This is a genomic window from Dorea sp. ICN-14282 (genome assembly GCF_037890115.1).
Classification (GTDB): Bacteria; Bacillota; Clostridia; order Lachnospirales; family Lachnospiraceae; genus Dorea_B; species Dorea_B phocaeensis.
Window position 1 is genome coordinate 15,609 of sequence record NZ_JBBKBH010000004.1, and the last position, 22,583, is coordinate 38,191.

A 22,583-nucleotide genomic window follows, 5' to 3' on the forward strand; every position below is an offset into this window, starting at 1 on the left:
TTGGATGAGTAACCATAAAAAGCATTGAGACGTCAACCGCTCATCCGACTGACGCCTCAATGCTTTTATTTTATGGTCTAAGTCCCAGACCACCTTCCAGGGTAATCGTCTCACCACTCATATATTTGAAATCCGGAGATGCCAACTGTACACACACACGTCCAATCTCCTTTTCCGTATCACCGAAGTGCCCTACTGGCGGTGTCTTCACATTTGCCTGAAAGGCTTCCGGATAATCACTTGAGAACTTCTCAAGCTGCGCCGTCCACGCCAGCGGACAAACGATGTTAACATTGATCCCATCCGGCCCCCATTCATTTGCCGCCACTCTGGAAAGTCCACGAATTCCTTCTTTTGCCGCTGCATAAGCGCTTTGTCCGTAATTTCCAAACAGCCCTGCTCCTGATGCAAAATTAATAACACTTCCCTTGGTCTCTTTCAAATATGGATAACAAGCTTTCATATAATAGAAAACGGCATATAATCCGGAATACATCGCCAAATCAAACTGCTCTGTCGTATGGTCTGCCAGCGTCACTCCGGATGCGGATGCCTGTGCATTATTAATCAGTACATCAATCCGACCGAATTTCTGAATTGCTTCCTTCACCACGCGTTCTACCGCTTCCTCATTATTTCCACCTGCGGACACATCTGCTTGTACCGGCAGAACCTGTATTTGATACAACCGCTCTAACTCTTCCTTCGCTGCCTCCAGCTTTTTCATATTTCGTCCGGTAATAACCAAATTCGCGCCTTCTTTTGCATATGCGGTTGCAATTCCGTAACCAATCGATCCACATCTTCCATCACTCAATATCGAGCGTCCTCCCCCTGTAATAATCGCTGTTTTTCCCGTTAAAAATCCCATAATTCTGTCTCTCCTTTCTCGTTGCCTTTCTAAATTTATTTTAATGGCTTATTTCTATTCCACATCAATAAAATATCACATTTTTCTAATTATTTCAATATTTCAATATCGTTATCTATTAATTAACAATGTTTAATATTATTATTGATATTTTATCAATTATTTTCTGATACAAAAAAAATCTCCCTCACCGCAAAACAACCGCTTCTGCAGTAAGGGAGATCCCTATTTCACTTTCATTCTCTTTTCTTATTTTAACTCTTCTCCAGTCAACATCTTGTATCCCTGAAGATATTTGCCAATCGTCTTCTCTACGATCTCCTCTGGCAGAGTCCAGTCATTGTCCGGATTCTCTTTCAGCCAATCACGTGCAAACTGCTTATCAAAAGATGGCTGTCCATGTCCCGGCTCATATCCTTCTACCGGCCAGAAACGGGAGCTGTCCGGTGTCAGCATCTCATCTCCTACTACAATGTTGCCTTCCTCATCCAGTCCAAATTCAAACTTGGTATCTGCAATAATGATTCCTTTGCTCAATGCATATTCCGCACATTTTTTATATAATGCAATCGTATAGTCTCTAAGCTTCTCGGCATACTCACGTCCTTTTCCCGGGAACTGCTTCTCCAGGTGGTCGATGCTCTGCTCAAAAGAAATGTTTTCGTCATGATCTCCGATTTCAGCTTTTGTAGATGGTGTGTAAATTGGCTCCGGCAACTTATCAGACTCTTTCAGACCTTCCGGCAGCTCGATTCCGCATACTTTTCCTGTCTCCTGATAGCTTGCCCAGCCACTTCCTGTTATGTATCCTCTTACAATACACTCAATTGGCAGCATGTTAAGTTTTCGACACATCATACTGTTGCCATCGAACTTATCCTGCTGGAAATACTCCGGCATATCCTTCACATCAACAGAAATCATGTGGTTCGGCAAAATATCTTCCGTCAAATCAAACCAGAACTTAGACATCTGTGTAAGAACGGTTCCTTTCTTGGTAATCTCATTTTTCAAGATAACATCAAAACAACTGATGCGGTCTGTGGCAACCATGATTAGGCTGTCACCATTATCATAGATCTCACGTACTTTACCTTCTTTGATTGGTTTCATTTCTTTCATCTTCTATACCTCGCATACGTTATTCTTTGAAACATATTTACCGTATCATTTTTTATATCGTATTGCAAGCCGGAATTTGTATAAAATTTTCATAAAAATTGCAGTGAATTTACAATGAAATCACACCCAATGCACTACTGCATCCCGCAAAAACTGCGCGCAGCCAGTGACTTTTCTGTCATAGTAGGCGGTAAACCGTCCATCCATAATATAGAGATTCGCAATTCCCTTGTGTTTTTCCTTATCATACCGGTTACCAGTAAGCGTAAGCCACCTACGATGAAGCGCTGTAATGTCTCTTCCTTCATCACTCTGCGGCGAAACTTTCTTTGTAACAGCCGCTTCCAGGCGCTGCAGGATTTCTTCTCCTAAGCATGTCCACTCCTGATACTGTTCCCTGGTCAGGTTCTTCACCGTTTCCTGCACCTCATCCACCTCACGGTCTCCATATTTTTCCCGTGCTTCTTGACCATAACATTCCTCATGCTTCTCTACTGCGCGTTTCTTAAACGCTTCAAATTTCTGTTCATCGTTCATCATTTCCTGCTTTTCCTCCGCGTAAATCGTATCCTTGACTGACTGAATCAGTTGATCCAGCCGTAGTTTCCTGCATTCCAGCTCCCGCAAATGGCTCTGCAATGCATCCAGACGTCTGAAGGAAGGATTGTCCAGACATTCCTTGATTTTCGCAAGCTCCACCCCCAGCTCCCGATAATACAAAATGTCCTGTAACCGATCTACCTCCGCCTCTCTGTAATAGCGATATCCACTCTCCGCTACATATGCCGGCTTTAACAGACCAATTTCATCATACCATCGCAAAGTGCGGGTGGTCACTCCGGACAGCTGTGACAATTCTCTGATTGAGTACTCCATTTTCTTTCCCTCCCTGAAATCACTATAACAGTTGACGTAACGGAAGAGTCAAGCAGTTTTTCATTTTTGATTTTATCGATTCAGTACTTTCTTCCGCCGATAGAAATAATATGGAACCAAGAGGATCGCTGTGGCTCCCCATGCAAGCGGATAACTGTACAATAGCGTAGAGAGTTCGCCCGTCATCGGCGTAACCACAAGAACCCACACCATTCGTACCAACAGAACTCCTCCAAGCGTCATAGCAGACGGGATCAGTACGTCTCCGATTCCTCTTAGTGCACCTGAAAAAACTTCCACAAAAATAAAAATCACATAGCTTGGTATAATCATCCGAAGCATAAAGACCCCGATATCGATTACCGCCTGATCCGTTGTAAACACATGGTAAAGCGGCCTGCAGAATACGAACAAGAATAGGATCAGACTTCCGCCGACCCCCAGCGCCATTCCCAGACAAACCCGCACGCTTTTCTTAATCCGATCGTATCTGCCCGCTCCAAAGTTCTGCCCCGCAAATGTCGTAATTGCGATTCCAAATGCTCCGCAGACCGTCCAGAAAATCGCGTCCATCTTCCCGTAAGCCGCCCAGGCTGCTGCCGTATCGGTCCCGAAATCATTGATCACCGCCTGGATAATAATATTGGAAATGCTGTACCCAAAGGACTGAATTCCTCCCGGAATTCCAATACGAAGTTCCGCCTTTAACAAAGATGCATGGAACCGTATCGCCCGAAGTTCCAATTTCAAAATTCCGTAGGAATACATGAGCGCCCGTGTTACCAGTACCGCGCTGACCCCCTGCGAAATCACCGTCGCAATAGCCGCTCCCGCAATTCCCATACGAAAGCCGATTACCAATACAATATCCAAAACAATATTAATGACACAGCAAACCACCAGATACATAAGCGGGCGTCTGGAATCTCCAACTGCACGCATAATCGACGATCCCATATTGTAAATCAACGTGAAAATTATTCCTAGAAAATAAATTCTCAGATACAGAATGGAATCGGGAATCACATCTGCCGGCGTCTTTAATAAATGTAGAAGCGACGGCGTCGCAAACCAGCCCACCACCGAAATCAGAATACTTGTAGCAATAGAAAATGCATATGCCGTATGAAGCCCCTTGCTTAGACGCTTCAAATCCCGCGCTCCGTAAAACTGCGAAATCACAACGGTTGCCCCGGCAGACAATCCCGTGAAAAATTCAATCACAAAATTAGTCAACACCGCAGATGAACCTCCTACACTCGCCAGCGCCTGCTTTCCCACAAATCGCCCTACAATAATTGCATCCACCGTATTGTAAAGCTGTTGGAACAGCGTTCCCACCATAATCGGGAAGAAAAAGATCAGTAATTGCTTCCAGATTACGCCTTCGGTAATCTGATTTTTCGTTTTGTATGTTGTATTCATTCTTCCTCCAAATAACCTTCTACTCATTCTTTTTTGATTTCTATTCATACTATTTTTATTATAACAAATTCATGCAAAAAAGACATCCACTTTAACATGGATGTCTTCTCTGTCTTAACCAATTCACTATTTTTTAATTCTATTTTTCACATCTACTTTTATCTTCCGACCGCCAGAAAATAGATCATGGAATTATAGAATATAAGAACTGATAACCTGTCCAATCTGTACAATGTTACTTTGTCCCGAAAATTCAAACTTCACCTTCCCAAGTCCACTGAAATACATTTCCAATTCACTGTCCAGATCAAATACGCCGGCAGTTTCTATTGAATATGCACTTACCTTTGAGTAGGGAAGTGATGTGAAGTCTTTCTTCTTTCCTGTCATTCCCTGAACATTGACCGCAATCACTCGTTTGTTTGTAAACACGCAATAATCTCGCATCGCTTTGTACGCACCAATGATCTCTTCTCCATTAATAAGAAGCGGCTGAATATCTCCGATGACTGCACTTGGATTTACTGGTTTCATTTTCACATAAGCGCTGTTTGTAAAATCAATCATAGTTTTCCCTTCCTCTCTTCTGCTTTATAGCTATAAACAAATCATATTATTAGTTACTTTCCTAATATCTGTTACGACTAATGCCTCTTTTTCTCACCATGACTATATTATAACACCTGCCAACCTATACGCAAACAAAAAAAAGCTAGACAACTATATATTTATCCTCTACTGTTATTAATATTTTTTGCTCATCTACCTCGAAGGACATGACTGAGGCGAGAAGATGGACGAAAAGAAAGTTAGCATTCCACTCCACGCTCCCACGAGGGGAGCGACTTACTCCTTTTTCTTCTCTTTCTGCAAAAACAGAATGTTTCAATCCACATTCCCGCGAGGGGGGCGACAAGATTTAATCTTCCTGGCATAAAACTTCCGATATTTCAATCCACGCTCCCACGAGGGGAGCGACTTTCATCCATTTTCTCTGTTATTCTGTCTATCTTCATTTCAATCCACGCTCCCACGAGGGGAGCGACTTGCCAACAGATCGTCTTCTTCGTCTACATCATCAATTTCAATCCACGCTCCCACGAGGGGAGCGACGCTGCCAAGAGGCTGACAGTCTTTATTGTCATTATTTCAATCCACGCTCCCACGAGGGGAGCGACAACGTATCAAGCATGGCATGGTGATGATACAAGAATTTCAATCCACGCTCCCACGAGGGGAGCGACCAAGGCAGATTATTCAGAAGGCAATTAGAGAGCAATTTCAATCCACGCTCCCACGAGGGGAGCGACCCACACCAGTGTTCCGAGCCGATCGGCAATAATCATTTCAATCCACGCTCCCACGAGGGGAGCGACGGTCCTCTGTGGTAGCGGCAGACTACGGATTGTGATTTCAATCCACGCTCCCACGAGGGGAGCGACAAGTGTTCTATGAAATAGAGATACTGTTATTTTAATTTCAATCCACGCTCCCACGAGGGGAGCGACGCAACCCGGTACATTTTTACACCCCGGAATATTGATTTCAATCCACGCTCCCACGAGGGGAGCGACTCATCCTTGTATCTCTTATCATTCTTAACAATCTATTTCAATCCACGCTCCCACGAGGGGAGCGACGCGCCAACACTGTTTGTTTTCCTTTGCTCAATTTATTTCAATCCACGCTCCCACGAGGGGAGCGACATTAGAGGATATGTTGTTTCTGATTTGAGCGGAATTTCAATCCACGCTCCCACGAGGGGAGCGACAAACAATATGACGATAGTTTTAAAATTTGGTTTATTTCAATCCACGCTCCCACGAGGGGAGCGACGGCTACAAGGGCAGACATCAACGATGGATTTGCAATATTTCAATCCACGCTCCCACGAGGGGAGCGACGTGATGAAAAGAAAAATGAAAAGATTTTGGAAGATTTCAATCCACGCTCCCACGAGGGGAGCGACCTACAAGGGCAGACATCAACGATGGATTTGCAATATTTCAATCCACGCTCCCACGAGGGGAGCGACGCATGAATGAGTATGATATGCAAGAGCAGAATAATTTCAATCCACGCTCCCACGAGGGGAGCGACTTCAATTTTGCCTAAATTTTATACTCTTCTTTTATCTAAGATTACTAATTTTATCTTTACTCTTCACCATTTATTCATTACAGCAGTATACAGTAAAAAAATTTTTGTACATTATTTTGGGTGCGAATCTCTCGATATTTTTATGTATGCTTGCCATTCGCACCTCCATTACATAATAAGAATCTCATCAGCTGCAATACCTCGATCTATACCAACATGTTCTACTTTTGTTTTATATTTATTTCCCAAGTAATAGAACCTCAAACTATCAACTTCTTCATCGATAATATCTGTCAGCTTTGCTTTAAGCATAACACATTGAGCATTGTCTAAAATACATTCAAACACTGAATTTTGCACCCTTCTCCCGTAATTTACACATTGTTTTGCAACTTGGCGCAATCTTCTTTTTCCAGCTGCAGTTTCTGTATTTACATCATATGTAATCAGCACTAACATTCCCTTCCGCCTCACTTCCAGAGAAATACAGGATAACCATCTAAATCTCCTCTTAAATACCGTGCTAACAGCATGGCTTGCACATACGGAACCATTCCCCATTCAATCTTTTCTTTAAGATATGGATGAGTCAGTGTCTCCTTCTTTTTATTTTGCCATTCCGTTAACAGCCTTTTTCTTAATTCATCATCCATCAGCACTGCACCATTTTCTTTTGTCACAAAATTCTTTCCTGTGATTATCCTTCTATTAATCAAAGACAATACAAAACGATCTGCCAATACCGCTCTTAATTCCTCTATTAAATCTAACGCTAAAGATGCTCTCCCCGGCCGCTCTGTATGAAGATAGCCAATATAAGGATCCAACCCTACACATTCAAGCGCCGATATGATTTGATTTGTTAATAAAGTATATACAAAAGATAATAATGCATTGACGTTATCCAGTGGTGGTCTCTTGTTTCTCCCCTGAAAATTAAACTCTTTTTTCTGTTGTAATATCAACTGATCGAATACTCCAAAATAAACGCTTGCAGCTTCACCTTCATATCCTCTTAACTGATCTTTCGATTGACTATCTTGAATATAACTCAAAGAATTCTTTAAATATTCTGATGCTTTTTTTACTTGTCCCACATCAATCTGAAGACTATGATCTCGAATCGCTCGTTCCAATACCCATCTTGCATTGTGCACTTTCCCTAAAATACAATTTTTTGCTATCACTAAACTTTGTTCTTTGTTTTTCGCACTAGAATATTGCTGTTCACGCAATATAACATTTCCTTTTATTTTACCCGTTATTCTTGCTAAAAACTTTCCTTGCGGCGTCATATAACAAAGAGAAATATTTCGGTCTGCACATGCTCCCATAAGCGCTGGACTCGTCCCTCTATAGCCAAACGAAATTATCCCTTCCAAATTATGTAAAGGCAACCGTCCAATTTCAACTGTATCTTCAAGAATCACAACATTTTCTCCATCTAATGCCAAATAGCTGTTCTCAGAAGTCACATATAATGTATTCAACAATTTTTTCATTTTTCTTCCCCCTTCAGCATCTGGGTAATATATTTTTCCACCGAGTTTGATTTCTCAAGTTTTGGGAGACAAATATCCTTCAACGAACAAGAATTACACGCTTTATTATATTTTACTTTTGGCGTATATTTCCTATCAAAATACTGATGCATTTCCTGAAACATCTTTATGACTTCCTGCCTCAACTCTTCCGTAATTATAACCACTTCACGTCTTCTTGTTTCTCCATAAAACAATGCTCCTTCTGAAATATTTGTAGAAAACATTTCCTCAAGACACAAAGCCTGCGCCACAAGCTGAAGCTTATCCTCTTCTGTAACCTTGGGTTTTCCTTTTTTGTACTCAATTGGATAAACCAAAAATGTACCTCTATGTCCATGCAGTTTTATTCCATCTTCACACCTACGAAATTCAACAACGTCACACTCTCCACTTACCCCCATTGCTTTTGAAGCAACAGGAAGAGACCTTGCCACAAGTAAATCTTTTCTTTTTTCCGTGAGATATGGATCATGTGCTTTTTTATGCATCAATTCACCTACAACTGTATGTATATTTTCTGCCCACTGCTGCTCGATATGAATTAATGCCCACTGTCTTCTGCAAAATTTAAAATGTTGAATACCTGACAACATCAAATAATCATCTTCTGTATATTCCATCAAATCATCCTTTTTACTTCTACTGATTCAGGGATATTTTCCTCATACACTTCAACAATATAATCTCGAAAACTCCTCGGATATTCTACTTGATCTTTCTTCTTTACTTCAACTGAATCAAACAGCTTATACGCTGGACAATCCCCCAGTTCTTTACTATGTTTAAATACTATCAGCTCACGAACTGCCATATTACCACGAGCAGCTGAATGATCGTGCTCAAACATATTAATAATTGCCTCCCACAATAACTCAAGATCCCTCTCCGTAAATCCAGTCACTTTTCTTGCCGAATTGGCAGATACATATCCCTCTACCCGATACAATCCATAAGGAACAACACTCTTTCTCCCCATCTCTGTACTTTTGTTCTCGGCATCTTTCTCGGTTGTAATCGCTACTCTCGTAATAGTAACTTCCTGGGATACAATTGGATCTACACTTCTTGCAAATCCAATCTGTACCGGACCTCTAACCTGCCCACAATTTAAAGCTGCTTTTACAAATGTTGTCATAACTGCACCAAACGTTCTTATATCATAAAAATTCCGGCACATATAGTCTCTGATCTTAACATCGGCCTCTTCATCATTTTTCTTTAATTTCTTTAAAGACTCCGTCACCTTTTTCTCATCGGTATCACTAATCCCCAAGCTTTCACACGCTTCACGATCACTTTTATTCAACGGAACACCATCTTTTATATAAATTTTATATCCCTTTTCATCTTCTTTTACAGTTTCTATATAATTTCGAATTTTTCTTTTTAAACACACATCAGTCACCAGACCAAGTCCACTCTCCGGATCAATTCTCGGCATATTCCCTGCATCCGGATCCCCATTGGGATTACCATTTTCCACATCAAACAAAACTACAAATTCATACCTGTTTTTAATCACTTCACTCATTTATTTTTCCTCCTTTTTTTCATATTTTTTCTGTCTTTGATGATAATAGCCAATTGCAAACTTCCCTTGCTCTTCTAAGGATAATCGTTTTGGGAATCCTTCCTCCCCATCTATTTTCCACATAATATCCGAAAAAAGTTTTTCGTAATAATTTTTTGCACTCTCTTTTTCCCGTCCTAACTTTTTCATATGACTATTTTTTAATCTGATTAAAACAGGAAAAATTGCTGCCGGCGTTGCGCATGCCGAATTATAATAACGATCACGAATTGTTGCCTGTATTCCCGGATTTGCCTCTGCTTGTATCCCCTCTAATATAGCAAACAATCTTCCAAGTACATATGCAGTATCATTGCTCTCCTCATTTAATCCCATATAATTCTCTCCTTCCGTCCAATTACAATTTCGTATCAGATATGTTTTCAAAATGGCTATCTTTCTCCAGCTAAGTTTTCCTTCTTCCTGCTCTGCTCGAATTCGAATCATAATATCGGAATATAATCTTGCTGGATACCTCTCTCCTGACAAAATAGCACGAAATGTCATTGCTGCCATATTGGATACCGGTTTCTTATCTTTCGCCTTCTTATTTACCGTTTCAAACAGCATCTCCTTCACATTCAAATATTCTTTCGTCTCCCAATTGGGTTTTACGAGCGACATCCTTCTATAATGCTCTGAAATATTATTTAGAATCTTCCCAAATGAATTTTCATAAAAAAATCTCACAGATAATCTAGCTGCATTCGGCGATAATCCCAATACATAAAATTTCTGTTCTGGGTTTAATTCATTTCCAAAAATTTCTATCCTCTCTCCACTTTGTACTTTTTTAAACAAATATTTCAACTCTTCTTGATTATCTGTTGGTGGATCCATACACTCCATAAACGCATCCTGATAATTCTTTTCACCGCTTTCTGCCCAGAACACAACCATCGTATCTCCAATTTGAAGAGAATGCTCTCTATCTGATAGCAAAAAATTGAGTGCCGTAGTATAGGCATACTCTGCATATTTCCCTACCGGCGCATTGTAGCTTTGTTCTTTCCCATAAGACTCAAATGAAGAAGCATTAAAGGAAACTAAAGCTGCGCCACTCGACTGCGCCCCCCGCACACCTTTTATCCCTCTATGAATTCTTGCAATTTCTGACCGTTGTCCTGTCACCAGACAAACACCTTCTATATCTTCATTCTCTTCCTGTTTTCGGTTGTTCCACAATTCTTTAATTTCTATATCATCCTGCGCATACCCCCCTTCCATACCAAAAATCAGATTTCCACCATCTGTAATTTCTTCCCAGTTTTCTCTGATTTCCGGACATTCCATTGCACTTACCGGATCCCATTTTTCAAAAAACAAGCAAATAGCCTTCGCCATCTTTCCTTTTGCCCCTTCCAACAAGGAAAGATGCTTTCCCTTTGCTGCTTGGAAGCATTCTTCTGCTCTTTTTTTATTCTTTGCATCATTTTCCCGGCTCATTCCAAGAAGATATTTCGCATTGTCACACAAAAAATTAGCTGAAACTCCTGAGGACCTTGTTACCATCTCTGGCACTGGCAATATCTGATGCGTCAATACCGTTTTCTTTCCTCGTTCTTCTTCTCTTTTCAAACTGATAATTCCCTTTACCTCACCTGCACTGGATAGTTCAATCTGATAGGAAACTTTCGCACTACACCAGCCAGGTTTTGATACCATTTCTTTCTCCGCCAAATTTTCATAATGTTTCACAAGTGCCGGCAAAATCATCGTATCACCTCACAATTTCTAAGATCAATCACTCCCCGCTTCATAATTGCCCGAAAAAACAGCGGCTCAATTTTTTCTTTATCTGTATAATCCATGTCAAATAGCATCAATCCCAAATCTTTTTCCGCCACATCATCAAACGCTGTTTGAATTTCTTCCTCTTCACATAATGCAAAATGCGCAGGGAATTCCCTACATCCAAAATATGGCATGTGATAACATTCTCCCCTGCGCAGTCGCCTCATTATAATATCTTTAAATTTCCCCGGATTATCTGTCTCATTCGCTTTTTCTGTCATTTCAAAATGTGCTTCTATCACATACTCCACATTTGCCAGAATTATAGATGCCCTCTGAACAATCTCTTCTTTGCTATTGATGTAAAGAGGTTTTCTCGCTCCGTTATATACCGATAAAACATTGTTCGCAGAAATCTTGCTCTTGACTTCATTTCTTCGAACACTGGTAAAACTGATAGGATTCTTCACATAGATTTTATCAATTACCCATTTCATACCCGGATGCCAGTAAATCGCTTCCAAGATTCCTCTTGCAGCAGATGGCGTCATCACATCATAAGAGTATCTTTCTACCTTTAATTCAGGACGAGAAAATAATGCATAATCTCCCCAAACTTTTACTTTTACTCCCATTCCCATAAGCTCAACTCTCCTTTCCTTTTCATCACAAGATTACTCCTTCCTCATAACATGCCGCTATATAATCTCTGGGCTGATAATAAAAATCTGTATTATAATCTGAAATATGCTTATCAATCCACGAATGATACACTTCCCAAATCCCTTTCACAATTTCGTTATCTGCATATGAATCCTCTATTAATCGTTCATATACCTCTCCTATACTCCAATAATCGGGCACTAAATATTTACATTCTTTCTCGTTATCAAAGTTTCCTACCATCACCTTACTTTCTTCTATAAATTCGTCTGCTACTTTTTCTATCGGCTCACAATGGAACACGTCTGCATACTCATAAATACGCATCAACCGCTCTTTTCCTAGAGACTCTACAACATCTCTCCTTGTTCTTTTTACCTTACGGCCGATATATTCAATCAAACTACATGTAAAAAACAAATCATTATTATTTTTTCTGGCCATACGCAACCTCACTTCCTATAAATTTCAATGTATCAAGCGCTGAAATTGTATGAAAGCTAATTTGGTGTGTAGGATATTTGAATTTTACCAACTCCCAAAAGGCAGCTCTTGATATTTTCCCATCTATAAAATTTTGTATATAATTATAAATCGTGTCATCTGCCATTGGTCCCTCTACGATATCATATTTATGTGATTTCCCTCGACGACAGGCAACAACAAAATCTAACCACTCTTCGGTCATTTCTTCAAATATAAGACAATTTAAATTTTTATTTGGTACATATTCATATTTATTAATAAAGCCTTTTTTTCCATAACGTGTCGCCCAACGCCTCGCCTGCTCCGGATACTTAGTCACATAAAACCCAAAATAAAAATCCTTATTATATTTCGCTTTTCGAACTTCTGGATATTCTACTACGACATTACTCCCATGATATAAAATCATTTTCTTCTTCCTCTCTATAGCCAACCAGATTATTCTGTTTTTTTATTGTTATTCTTTATTTATTCTTAATATATCATACTTTTAGCCCAAAATCAATTCAGTTTCTTTTGTTCTGATCCAAATTTAATGAAATTTATTATTTCAAAATCTTGAAAACCAAAAACCTATATGCTATATTTAGTACGTCAGAGTTACCCTCTGCGGATTGAAATATTAACTTTGGTTTAGAACGTTTTAAGGGAAGCGGTGAATGCGTACAGCATAATATATGTACACATCCACCGCTTCCTTCATTTACCTGTATTTCTTAGAAAAATAAAGCTGCACCATCATCAATCTCCAACTCCAGACCCATTTCATTCGTATATTTATTACTATCTGTCAGTTCATAAAAATCTTCAATACCATCGGCAATTTGTTGAAGTATTCCCATTCCATACATTTTATCGAATTCTTGATCATATACAGTAACACAATACTGACCGGCTTTTCTCATCTCCTGACGCGTAACCCCTCGTTCTTTCAGTCGTCTTAAAATTTCATTCGCTACTTCTTCTCGATTTATAAAGATTGTTTTTGTATTTTGCTCAATCAATTTAAATTCTTTTCCTACTTTAGCGAAATTATATCTCATATTCTTACCTTGAAACTCATCCAATATTTTTTTCTTATCCAAACTATCACCTTTGATATGATATAACATCTCAAAATACTTTGTAATGGTTTCTGCATCCGAAATATTTCTTCCATCTGAGATCAAACTTTTTGCCACATCAATTTGCTGCCTTTGTCCTAAAATATTCTGTTTTTCTTCAAACCTAAAAATAAACACTTTACTTTCACCTAACGCTCGCTCCCCCTCTCTGTTGCATCTTCCCGCAGCTTGAATCATAGCATCTATTCCGGCAAGTTCTCGATAAACTGAGCAAAAATCCAAATCCACCCCTGCTTCCACAAGACTAGTAGAAACAAGAATACATCTTTCATTTCTCCTAAGTCTGTTCCTTATCTCCTGCAATACGCATTTTCTATGCTTCGGATACATACTCGTGGATAAATGATAAATCCCTTCTCCTTCTAACGTTTTATAAAGCCTTTGTGCTCTTTTCTTTGTATTAACGATACATAACGCTTGATATTCTTTATTTATTTTTTCAACCAACTTTTCTTCTGTTAATATCCCTGTATCTTCAAATACTGTCCGTTTAAAAAATTCAAACTGCTCTTCCATTCTCGGACATAATTCTGTTGCTGAAATTCCGCTTTTAAAAAAACTCTTCAATGCCGGTTGAGTAGCTGTACATAAAACAGCACTTACTTCGTAGTTATTAATAAGTTCTTCTATCATAGCAGTACATGGCTTCAAATAATCATTCGGCAACATCTGTGCTTCATCAAAAATGATAACGCTATTAGCAATATTATGTAACTTCCTACATTTTGAAGATTTATTAGCAAACAAAGATTCGAAAAACTGTACATTCGTAGTAACAACAATCGGTTTGTCCCAATTTTCACTTGCAAGATGCATTGGTCGAAGCTCATCCACACTTTCATAATCAACATTGCAATGACTTTCCAATACGTTTTCATCACCTAAAATGCCTCGAAACACTTTTGCGTTCTGCTCGATAATACTTGTATATGGAATTACATAAATAATCCTATCCATTCGATTTTCCAATGCATGTCGTAATGCAAAAGCAAGAGATGCAATGGTTTTTCCACCTCCTGTTGGAACAGTCAAACGGAAAAGTCCTTTTTCAGATTTACCCAATTCTAGACAATGTCTTAAAACTTCTGTTCTTCTTCCATTCACAGTATCAATATCTTGATTTTTAAGCCATCCAGAAATATAGTTTTCCAGTTTTCCAAAAAGAACTTTTATATTCTGCCCCGCCTCTCTCCCCTGTTCTCCCTTTTTCATAAAATTTTCTGTATCTAAATAATCTGCATCCACTAAGCATGAATAAATCATTCTCATAAAAACGCTAAGTGAAAAATCTCTGTCAACTGCCTTTTCCATATTAATTGGATAAGAACTTATTTCCGGAAGCTCAATTTCTGTTCGATACACCTCATAATCACTAATTTTCTTCTTTCTTCTCCCTAGCAAAGTCGGTGCAATCCCATCATCAAAATTGCTTCCAAAGTCCGGCAATCCCGTATGATGACCTTCTACGCAATATTCCAAAAAGGAATATTTACCGCCTTTTTCTCTACACACTCTTGCTCCTGCAGTTGAATGATCTACTCGTTGATTATTCTCTCCTAAAATTCTTTGTTGAAAATCCATGGAGTATTTTCCAATATCATGAAGCATTCCACAACAATAACCCCAGTCTTGCTTTCCAAATTTCTCTGCAAATTCCCCTGCCAACCTCGCTGTTCCTTCTAAATGTTCTTTTACCGTCTGAATTCTTTCACCATCAAGATGGGCTATATATTCCATATGTTCATCGCCTTCCTATCTTTTATATTTTACCACCACTCTATTTTCTGGTATCAAACTTTTGCTATTATTAATAAATGCCTTAGTACATTTTCCAGAACTCTTTCACTATTTTTTCATTGCAAAATAAATGGCGCCTTGGCAGACTCCCGTTTATTCATCAGCTTTCTTTTGTTCACATACCTTATTACAATTTAAACACTTTAATTACAAGCATACTGCCAAGCATCATAAACGGCAAATAAACCCAAGCAGAAAGACTAAGATTCGCTGCACTACTTAAAAAGCCTGATAGATTACAGCCCGCTGCAATGCATGCTCCATATCCCATAAGCAATCCCCCCGTAGCATAGCCACCCACTTCTTTTAGCGATTCCGGTTTGTGGATTTTAAATTTTTTGGTCAATATTGCAATGATCAGAGAACCTATAATAATTCCAATAATCAAAACAGATGTTTCATATCTGAATATGCCGCCGCTAATTATTTTTTGTGAGCTTTCTAATTGAAAGAAACTCCACTTCTCAGAATGTGCGCCAAATAGATTGGCTACCCACGCACCAAAGTAAGGAAATGCTCCTGAAATACCTATATTTAATCCAGTAATCCATTGATATCCAATCATATAAATACCAAGTACAATCCCCCCGACAATGCTTCTTTTCGGGAGCCGCCAATTTTCACTGAGATTTTTTTTATCCCACACACAAAACTCGAAGTAAATAAATGCTACTAAAAGTATAAATAAAACAAACCCTGCAATCGTACCGAACGTCTCTGGGAAGTATACATACAGCGAATGCTTCTTTAACGGCACCCACATGCTTTTATATGTAACATTCCCGATTAGTGTTCCAATAATCACAAACACAAATGTTATAATGTGACCAAGGTAACCATTTCCGAGATCTCTTACCACTCCAAGAATACATCCGTCACTGAGCATCATACCTATTCCAAAAATAAAGGCTCCAATTACGAGTGCAAAATCAATCCCCATTACTCCTACATAATTAGTTTCTGCTCCCGACAATGTTTTAAGAAAAAATATACCAGTACCCCCTATAAGAATACTGATAAGAAGCATACGAAAACCATAGGAATTCATCTTCTTTGTTGTACAATAAACGGCACCGCAGAAGCCAACGGAAAAGTAATTGATTACAACTCCCAAAATTAATCCAAGTAAAAGAATAACCAGCATCTCTAATTACCTTCCTTCCAATATCCTTCTTGAACAAGAACCCGCTCTGTCCATGCTTCCTGAACAACAATCGTCTCTATTTCATAATGAGAGGTGTAATACACGTGGTTCCCATCGCACGGAACGGGTCTGTGTGCCTGCCAATCTCCTGTAGCAGAATTGTTAGCATTGGAAAAATATGCACCGCATGCACATGTCACACCCGCAAGATATTTTCTCTGCTTTGTCACAGCGGGATGCTCAATCGTTTCATAAACAGGTTCGACCCAAACTCTATTAGGTGTTGCCGGGGCGCTTTGGCCTGCTACCGGGTTTGATGGAGCGCTTTGACCTGTTGTCGGGGTTGATGATGCGCTCTGACCTGTTGCCGGATTTGATACGGAGCTCTGGCCTGTTGCTGAATCTGATGCAGAACTCTGATCCGTTTCCGAATTTGATGAAGACTCACTTGAACCAACGTCACTGCTCTCTTTCTCATTGGTATTTGAATCAGATTTTTTCAACTTATCCTCTTCTGCCAATGCTTTTTTACCAGATTTCTTCCCCTCTGTTTTTGCCTCTAACTTTTTTTCTGCTACTTCAGCTGAATTTTCTTCATTAGAAACCAAATTACTTCTACTTGAAGCAGCAAAAGATATTGAGCAAACTCCTAAAATTACGACTACGTATAGCGAGAGAAGAATCGCACCAGTGTGATTTTGAAACAACTTAGAGCTCATGATTTTTTTTAATCTCTCCATACAAACATCTCCCTTAAATTTTCTAAAAGCTTGAAATTGAGTACGTATAGAATGTGAAAAAATATTTGCATCGGTCTTTACTCTCAAGACCGATGCAAAATATTAAACTCTATAAATCGCCAAATTAGTTACTCTTTCTCTTCTTTGTTACCATAACAGCACCTACGCCTACAATAGATGTAAGTGCAAGAATTGTCCAAAGTGCAAACGGATTATTATCACCAGTTGCCGGAACTGTTACTGTATTCTTTTTCACGGCTGATACATTTCCTTTTCCTGGGGCCGGCTTACTTCCTGTTCCCTGATCCACTCCACTTCCTGTTCCTGGTTTCGTCGGCTCTCCTCCACCCGGAGTTACCGGATCTTTGATTGACGGATCAGACGCTCCACAAACAACACACTTTCCATTCTCATATTTATGAGGCGCCAGAGGACTTACTGTGTCTTCTGTCTGAATCTCATTCGCACCCTGCTCATCTGAGAATAACTTACCACATGAATTGCACTTCCAATGTTCTTTTACACCTTCTGTTGTACAGGTAGACTCTATACCATCTATTTTCTCAAATTCATGTACATGCTGAAATTCAATAACGGTGTTATAAAGAGAAATACTCTGGGTCTTGATAGAAAGATTAGCACCTTCCTGTGTAAAAGTACAATCTTCAACCTTATTGCCTGCCCGGTCTACATTATAAACCGCCTGAACAGCCTTCTCTGTTGGAAGTGTTGTCGTAATCGTATAGTTTCCGTGTGGCAGTTTACAGATTTCATCTCTGTGCATATTAATCGTATCAAAATCCATTACAAGCTTTTCATCTGTTTCTTCAAGAATTCTTTCATTAAAGACGAACTCATCTCTAAAAACCTTAAATAATGCCCCTGGCATGTCCGTATTAATTTTTCTTCCACGATCGATGAAAACTCTAATTCCATCTAAGGTTGACTTCTTTGAGTAGCTCGGCAATGGAGCATAGGTACAATCCTCTATCATACTCTGACCTTCCTCGTAGCTACTATCCGCAAGATAAATTCCACCTATCGGATTACATGTATAGTGTGTATAAGTACGGGTCAATACATTTTCCCCTTGCTCCTGATGGTTTTTTGAAGTAACAAGATCCTGCAAAAGAACATAATTCTGCAACTCCGGATCGGTTGTTTCCATAACTACTGCATAGTTTAAATCTTCAATCATATCTCCCTGAAGGAAACCAAACTCATCAACCGTAAGTTCTACAGTTTCATACTGGTTAACAAGCTTGAATTTCACATCATAATCATTTATATACATATCTGCCATATCCGGCATGTCCACTGTACCACTCAACTCCGAAACGAATTTACCTGCCCCGTTGTTGTCATCGCAGAAAGGAATTCGATTCACTTTCTTAAGTTCCTCTTCGGTCAGGGTCTGCTCTCTTTTAGTTACTGTAATGCTGTCAAATGATTCTCTTTCCGGAGAATCACTATTTTTATTCGTCTTATCATCTTTCGGAAGCTCCCCAGTTGCATCAAGAGTAAAGTATTTGTTCTTCATTTCATAATTTGCATCTGCGAGACTGAGAATATAGTGATGTCCCTTTATCAGAGTTGTTGTATCCAACACTCCGTTATTTGCGTGAATCTCTGGTGAATACTCCTGAATCGTTGTGTCAAAAAGCGTAAATTTAAGCTCTGCATTGAGCGGTGCCCCCGCTTGATCCACCACCTTCATACCAGTAAGGTCAACAGTAGTAGGTTCATATATCTTGCCCATTACTCTTTGTATTGCCTTATCGCTATAAGGCGGCTGTGAACCATGGGCGACATTGGGAATCATCAAAGTAGTGACAAGAAGACACGCCATTAATCCCTTGATACGTTTACCTGTTTTCATAATGTTTTCCTCTCTTTTCCTATATTTGATTTATTATTGTAGCATTTAACCATAGTATATCATTTCATTAAATATTTTCAAGGAATATTTACCTGATATCCATAGAAAATGTCAATAAATACAGTCAATTATAACAAAGTTCCATCCATTAGAACATGATTTTTCCGACATCTTTTTCACTTCACTAACAATCTAGGGAATTTGTCGACAAAAAAAGCCGATCCCCTTGATCATTCAAAGGTTATCGGCTTTTGTTAACTTATTCCCACTCGATCGTCGCCGTCGGCTTCGGGCTCAAATCATAGCAAACACGATTCACATTCGGAACCTCTTTTAAGATCCGATCCGTGATCTTAATCAGCACCGGCCAATCGATCTGCTCAATACTTGCGCTCATCGCATCGATCGTATTCACCGCACGGATGATCACTGGATACTCAAAGCATCTTGCATTATCTCTAACACCTACTGATTTGAAATCCGGCACTGCCGTAAAATACTGCCATACCTTCTTGTCCAGTCCAGCATTCGCGAACTCTTCACGAAGGATTGCATCCGACTCACGCACTGCTTCCAGACGCTCTCTCGTAATTGCGCCTAAGCACCTTACGCCCAGTCCCGGTCCCGGGAATGGCTGACGGAATACCATATCGTGCGGAAGTCCAAGTTCCAGACCACATGCACGAACTTCATCTTTAAACAAATAGTATAATGGTTCTACCAGATCAAACTTCAGATCTTCTGGAAGTCCACCTACATTATGGTGGGATTTTACAACTTTCGCTGTCTTCGTTCCGCTCTCCACAATATCCGGATAAATCGTTCCCTGTGCAAGGAAATCAATTCCTTCCAGCTTTCTTGCTTCTTCTTCAAATACACGGATAAATTCTGCTCCGATAATCTTTCTCTTCTGCTCAGGATCAGCTACTCCCGCCAGCTTTCCAAGGAATCTCTCAGATGCATCCACATAAACCAGATTGGCATCCAACTGATTCTTGAACACTTCGATAACGCTTTCAGACTCTCCTTTTCGCATCAGACCATGATTTACATGGACACATACCAGCTGTTTTCCGATTGCTTTAATCAGAAGTGCAGCTACAACGGAACTGTCTACTCCACCAGACAACGCAAGCAATACCTTCTTATCTCCAACCTGTTTACGAATCTTATCTACCTGATCCTCCACAAAGTTTTTCATATTCCAGTTTGCTTCTGCTTTGCACGTATCAAATACGAACGGCTTTAAAAGTTCTTTTACTGCCTCTTCATCTTCCGGCCAGCATTCGCAAAGTTTCTCACATTTTGCCGGTGCATGATCCACAGCTGCAACCGGAATTCCGGCACTGTATATCTCTTCTCTGACATCAATTGCCTCGCCGTCCACCATGCGGTTTGGTCCGCCATTTAAAATAATTCCTTTTACATTCGGAAGTTCTTTTAATGCTTCTGCGGTGATATCATGCGGATGAATCTCACTGTACACGCCAAGTGCACGTACGGCTCTTGCAATTACAGTATTCTCCGTACTTCCCAAATCCAATATTACGATCATATCCTGTTTCATCGTCTGCTCTCCCATTATATACACATTCGCTTTAAACTCTGTATTCCACCTATGTTTCCTTTGACCGTTCGCTTACTTAGCTTACGTAGTTGTCAAAATATCCCTGAATCAGGATTACCGGCGTACCCTTGTCTCCGGAACCACTGGTTAAGTCACACAGTGAACCAATCAGATCCGTCAGGCGGCGTGGGGTTGTTCCCTGTGCTTCCATCTTTCCGACCAAATCTCCGTTCTTCTCTTCAATTCTCTTGGAAATTGCTTCTTTTAATGCCTCTCCTGACAGTTCCTTGAAATCGTTATCTGCCAGATATTTCAATTTCAGCTCGTTTGGCGTTCCTTCCAAACCTTCTGTATTGGCAACGGATACACATGGATCTGCAAGTTCCCAGATTTTTCCAACTGGATCCTTGAATGCTCCGTCTCCGTAAACCATCACCTCAACATGTTTTCCAGTCTTATCCAAGATCTGCTTCTGCACATCCAGTACAAGATCTGTACAGTCTCTTGGGAAGAGCTTTATAGACTCCTCTGTAGATTTGTTTGATCCCAAAAGTCCAAACTTTTCGTTGCATCCGCTTCCGTTTACCGGGCTTGTCAGAATGTCATCCATTCCAACGACTACTTCTGCACCTGCTGCCTTAAGAAGACGTTTCGTTCTCTCTCTTGTGTGAATATCGCAAGTCAATACATTCTTCGTATAGTCCAGAATTGCTCTCGGATCATTTGCGAAGATCACCTCTACTTCTGCGCCTTCTTTTTCAATCAGTTCACTATAATATGCCACATAATCCACACCAGTAAATGGGTGAATATTCTCTCCGAATAATTCGCGGTATCTCTTCAGATCCAGCACGTCGCTATATGGATTAATGCCTGCCTCATCCAGTTTATCCAGGGATACCAGTTCGTTTCCAACCTCATCACTTGGATAGCTTAACATCAGCACAATCTTTTTCGCTCCTCTTGCCATTCCTTTCAAACAGATAGAGAATCTGTTTCTGGACAGGATTGGGAAGATCACTCCGATCGTTTCTCCGCCAAGCTTTGCTTTAACATCTGCACCAATGTCATCAACAAATGCATAATTGCCCTGTGCTCTTGCCACAATAGACTCGGTTGCTGCAATAACGTCGCGGTCTCGAAGCTCAAATCCTTCACTTTCTGCTGCTTCCAGCACGCTCTCTACAATAATATCAGCAAGCTGATCTCCTTCTCTGATAATTGGACAACGGATTCCTCTTGATATAGTACCTACTTTTCTTTCCATCTTCTTAATCCCCTTGTATCAAAATAATATCTAAACAGTAATAAATCTACCATTCTTGTATTTTAGCATAGACCATTTACTTTGACAATCGCTTTCCCATCTGTAGAAATCAGTTTTTTTCACTTTTTACCGATCGAAAAACGGAGATTTCCCAGATGCACTGAGTGGAATCCCCATAATCTGACATACATCTTCACCAAGAAGGTGCATTTCCTGGGCTGCCCGTCCGATAGAAAACATGATGCGATTGTCCACTCTCGCGTCTGTTGCTATGCTGACTGCTGAGCCGACAGCGATTCCAAGATCGATTCCCGTATAGGCACATCTTGCGCCCGCCTCCATACAGGACTTACATTCTCCCATTCCGCAGAAATTACATCCCGCATTCAGTCCGCGAACCGCATTTTCTTCTCCAATCAGAACAACCGCCTGAGACGCTCGCAGGTTATTGGCATCTCTGTGGAAAAATCCAAATCCAAGTTCCTCTGCAATTCGATCCATCTCGTTTGCCAACTGTTCTTTCTCTTCACCTGTTAAAATCGCCGTGTGAAGCTTATCGACCCCTTTTGCCTTTGGCGCGGTTCTCGCTGCCACACACATCGCTTTGGCCACTTCAACAATTCTTCCTTCTTCTGCTTCCTTTTCACGAATCATCATAAGCTTTTCCTCCTTTT

Annotated in this window: 20 protein-coding genes and 1 CRISPR repeat array; all 20 genes read right to left on the bottom strand. The window is 40.1% G+C overall.

Going from position 1 to position 22,583, the window contains the following annotated elements; all coding sequences use genetic code 11:
- Nucleotides 1–70: 70 nt before the first annotated feature.
- The 20 genes from WKT00_RS10280 to WKT00_RS10375 all read right to left on the bottom strand — a co-directional run bounded on the left by WKT00_RS10280 (nucleotide 71) and on the right by WKT00_RS10375 (nucleotide 22,566).
- Nucleotides 71–871 (bottom strand): SDR family NAD(P)-dependent oxidoreductase, encoded by an 801-nt coding sequence (locus WKT00_RS10280; RefSeq protein ID WP_101695996.1) that lies wholly within the window; start codon nucleotides 869–871, stop codon nucleotides 71–73.
- A 249-nt stretch (nucleotides 872–1,120) separates the two neighbouring features.
- Nucleotides 1,121–1,993 (bottom strand): phosphoribosylaminoimidazolesuccinocarboxamide synthase, encoded by an 873-nt coding sequence (locus WKT00_RS10285; protein ID WP_101695995.1) that lies wholly within the window; start codon nucleotides 1,991–1,993, stop codon nucleotides 1,121–1,123.
- Nucleotides 1,994–2,113: 120 nt separating this feature from the next.
- Entirely contained in the window at nucleotides 2,114–2,869 is a 756-nt protein-coding gene (locus tag WKT00_RS10290; RefSeq protein ID WP_101695994.1) for a MerR family transcriptional regulator, read from the bottom strand.
- A 72-nt stretch (nucleotides 2,870–2,941) separates the two neighbouring features.
- Nucleotides 2,942–4,294 carry an MATE family efflux transporter gene (locus tag WKT00_RS10295; RefSeq protein ID WP_101695993.1) on the bottom strand — a complete coding sequence of 451 codons (1,353 nt, stop codon included), beginning with the start codon at nucleotides 4,292–4,294 and terminating at the stop codon, nucleotides 2,942–2,944.
- 192 nt (nucleotides 4,295–4,486) lie between these two features.
- On the bottom strand, nucleotides 4,487–4,861 hold the full coding sequence (locus tag WKT00_RS10300; protein WP_101695992.1) for a PH domain-containing protein: 375 nt from the start codon (nucleotides 4,859–4,861) through the stop codon (nucleotides 4,487–4,489).
- A gap of 247 nt (nucleotides 4,862–5,108) precedes the next feature.
- Nucleotides 5,109–6,394: a CRISPR direct-repeat array (repeat unit 32 nt; unit sequence ATTTCAATCCACGCTCCCACGAGGGGAGCGAC).
- A 168-nt stretch (nucleotides 6,395–6,562) separates the two neighbouring features.
- Nucleotides 6,563–6,853, bottom strand: coding sequence for a CRISPR-associated endonuclease Cas2 (gene cas2, locus WKT00_RS10305; RefSeq protein WP_101695991.1), 291 nt, complete (start codon nucleotides 6,851–6,853; stop codon nucleotides 6,563–6,565).
- Nucleotides 6,854–6,864: 11 nt separating this feature from the next.
- The gene (gene cas1c / locus WKT00_RS10310) at nucleotides 6,865–7,896 is read right to left on the bottom strand and encodes a type I-C CRISPR-associated endonuclease Cas1c (RefSeq protein WP_101695990.1); all 1,032 of its coding nucleotides are present in this window, start codon (nucleotides 7,894–7,896) and stop codon (nucleotides 6,865–6,867) included.
- A complete protein-coding gene (gene cas4, locus WKT00_RS10315; RefSeq protein ID WP_101695989.1) occupies nucleotides 7,893–8,558 on the bottom strand; it encodes a CRISPR-associated protein Cas4 in 666 nt (221 codons plus the stop codon). Before cas4 ends, cas1c begins: the two co-directional genes overlap by 4 nt.
- Nucleotides 8,558–9,469 carry a type I-C CRISPR-associated protein Cas7/Csd2 gene (gene cas7c / locus WKT00_RS10320; RefSeq protein ID WP_101695988.1) on the bottom strand — a complete coding sequence of 304 codons (912 nt, stop codon included), beginning with the start codon at nucleotides 9,467–9,469 and terminating at the stop codon, nucleotides 8,558–8,560. Before cas7c ends, cas4 begins: the two co-directional genes overlap by 1 nt.
- Complete coding sequence (cas8c, locus tag WKT00_RS10325; RefSeq protein WP_101695987.1) at nucleotides 9,470–11,224, bottom strand: type I-C CRISPR-associated protein Cas8c/Csd1; 1,755 nt, start codon at nucleotides 11,222–11,224, stop codon at nucleotides 9,470–9,472.
- On the bottom strand, nucleotides 11,221–11,883 hold the full coding sequence (cas5c, locus tag WKT00_RS10330; protein ID WP_101695986.1) for a type I-C CRISPR-associated protein Cas5c: 663 nt from the start codon (nucleotides 11,881–11,883) through the stop codon (nucleotides 11,221–11,223). Before cas5c ends, cas8c begins: the two co-directional genes overlap by 4 nt.
- Nucleotides 11,884–11,908: 25 nt before the next feature.
- Nucleotides 11,909–12,349 carry a hypothetical protein gene (locus tag WKT00_RS10335; RefSeq protein WP_101695985.1) on the bottom strand — a complete coding sequence of 147 codons (441 nt, stop codon included), beginning with the start codon at nucleotides 12,347–12,349 and terminating at the stop codon, nucleotides 11,909–11,911.
- On the bottom strand, nucleotides 12,333–12,800 hold the full coding sequence (locus WKT00_RS10340; protein ID WP_101695984.1) for a DUF3990 domain-containing protein: 468 nt from the start codon (nucleotides 12,798–12,800) through the stop codon (nucleotides 12,333–12,335). The genes WKT00_RS10335 and WKT00_RS10340 overlap by 17 nt, the downstream gene beginning before the upstream one ends.
- A gap of 307 nt (nucleotides 12,801–13,107) precedes the next feature.
- Nucleotides 13,108–15,252, bottom strand: a complete 2,145-nt coding sequence (locus tag WKT00_RS10345; RefSeq protein ID WP_101695983.1) for a CRISPR-associated helicase/endonuclease Cas3 — start codon at nucleotides 15,250–15,252, stop codon at nucleotides 13,108–13,110.
- A 187-nt stretch (nucleotides 15,253–15,439) separates the two neighbouring features.
- Nucleotides 15,440–16,456: a YeeE/YedE family protein gene (locus WKT00_RS10350; RefSeq protein WP_101695982.1), complete on the bottom strand. Its 1,017-nt coding sequence runs from the start codon at nucleotides 16,454–16,456 to the stop codon at nucleotides 15,440–15,442.
- Nucleotides 16,457–16,458: 2 nt separating this feature from the next.
- Nucleotides 16,459–17,196: a hypothetical protein gene (locus tag WKT00_RS10355; protein WP_145995118.1), complete on the bottom strand. Its 738-nt coding sequence runs from the start codon at nucleotides 17,194–17,196 to the stop codon at nucleotides 16,459–16,461.
- Nucleotides 17,197–17,320: 124 nt separating this feature from the next.
- Nucleotides 17,321–19,075, bottom strand: coding sequence for a hypothetical protein (locus WKT00_RS10360; RefSeq protein WP_340263509.1), 1,755 nt, complete (start codon nucleotides 19,073–19,075; stop codon nucleotides 17,321–17,323).
- 259 nt (nucleotides 19,076–19,334) lie between these two features.
- A complete protein-coding gene (gene guaA, locus WKT00_RS10365) occupies nucleotides 19,335–20,642 on the bottom strand; it encodes a glutamine-hydrolyzing GMP synthase (protein ID WP_101696021.1) in 1,308 nt (435 codons plus the stop codon).
- A 76-nt stretch (nucleotides 20,643–20,718) separates the two neighbouring features.
- Nucleotides 20,719–21,909 carry a coenzyme F420-0:L-glutamate ligase gene (locus WKT00_RS10370; protein WP_340263512.1) on the bottom strand — a complete coding sequence of 397 codons (1,191 nt, stop codon included), beginning with the start codon at nucleotides 21,907–21,909 and terminating at the stop codon, nucleotides 20,719–20,721.
- 126 nt (nucleotides 21,910–22,035) lie between these two features.
- Nucleotides 22,036–22,566 carry a ferredoxin domain-containing protein gene (locus tag WKT00_RS10375; RefSeq protein ID WP_101695978.1) on the bottom strand — a complete coding sequence of 177 codons (531 nt, stop codon included), beginning with the start codon at nucleotides 22,564–22,566 and terminating at the stop codon, nucleotides 22,036–22,038.
- Nucleotides 22,567–22,583: the final 17 nt, after the last annotated feature.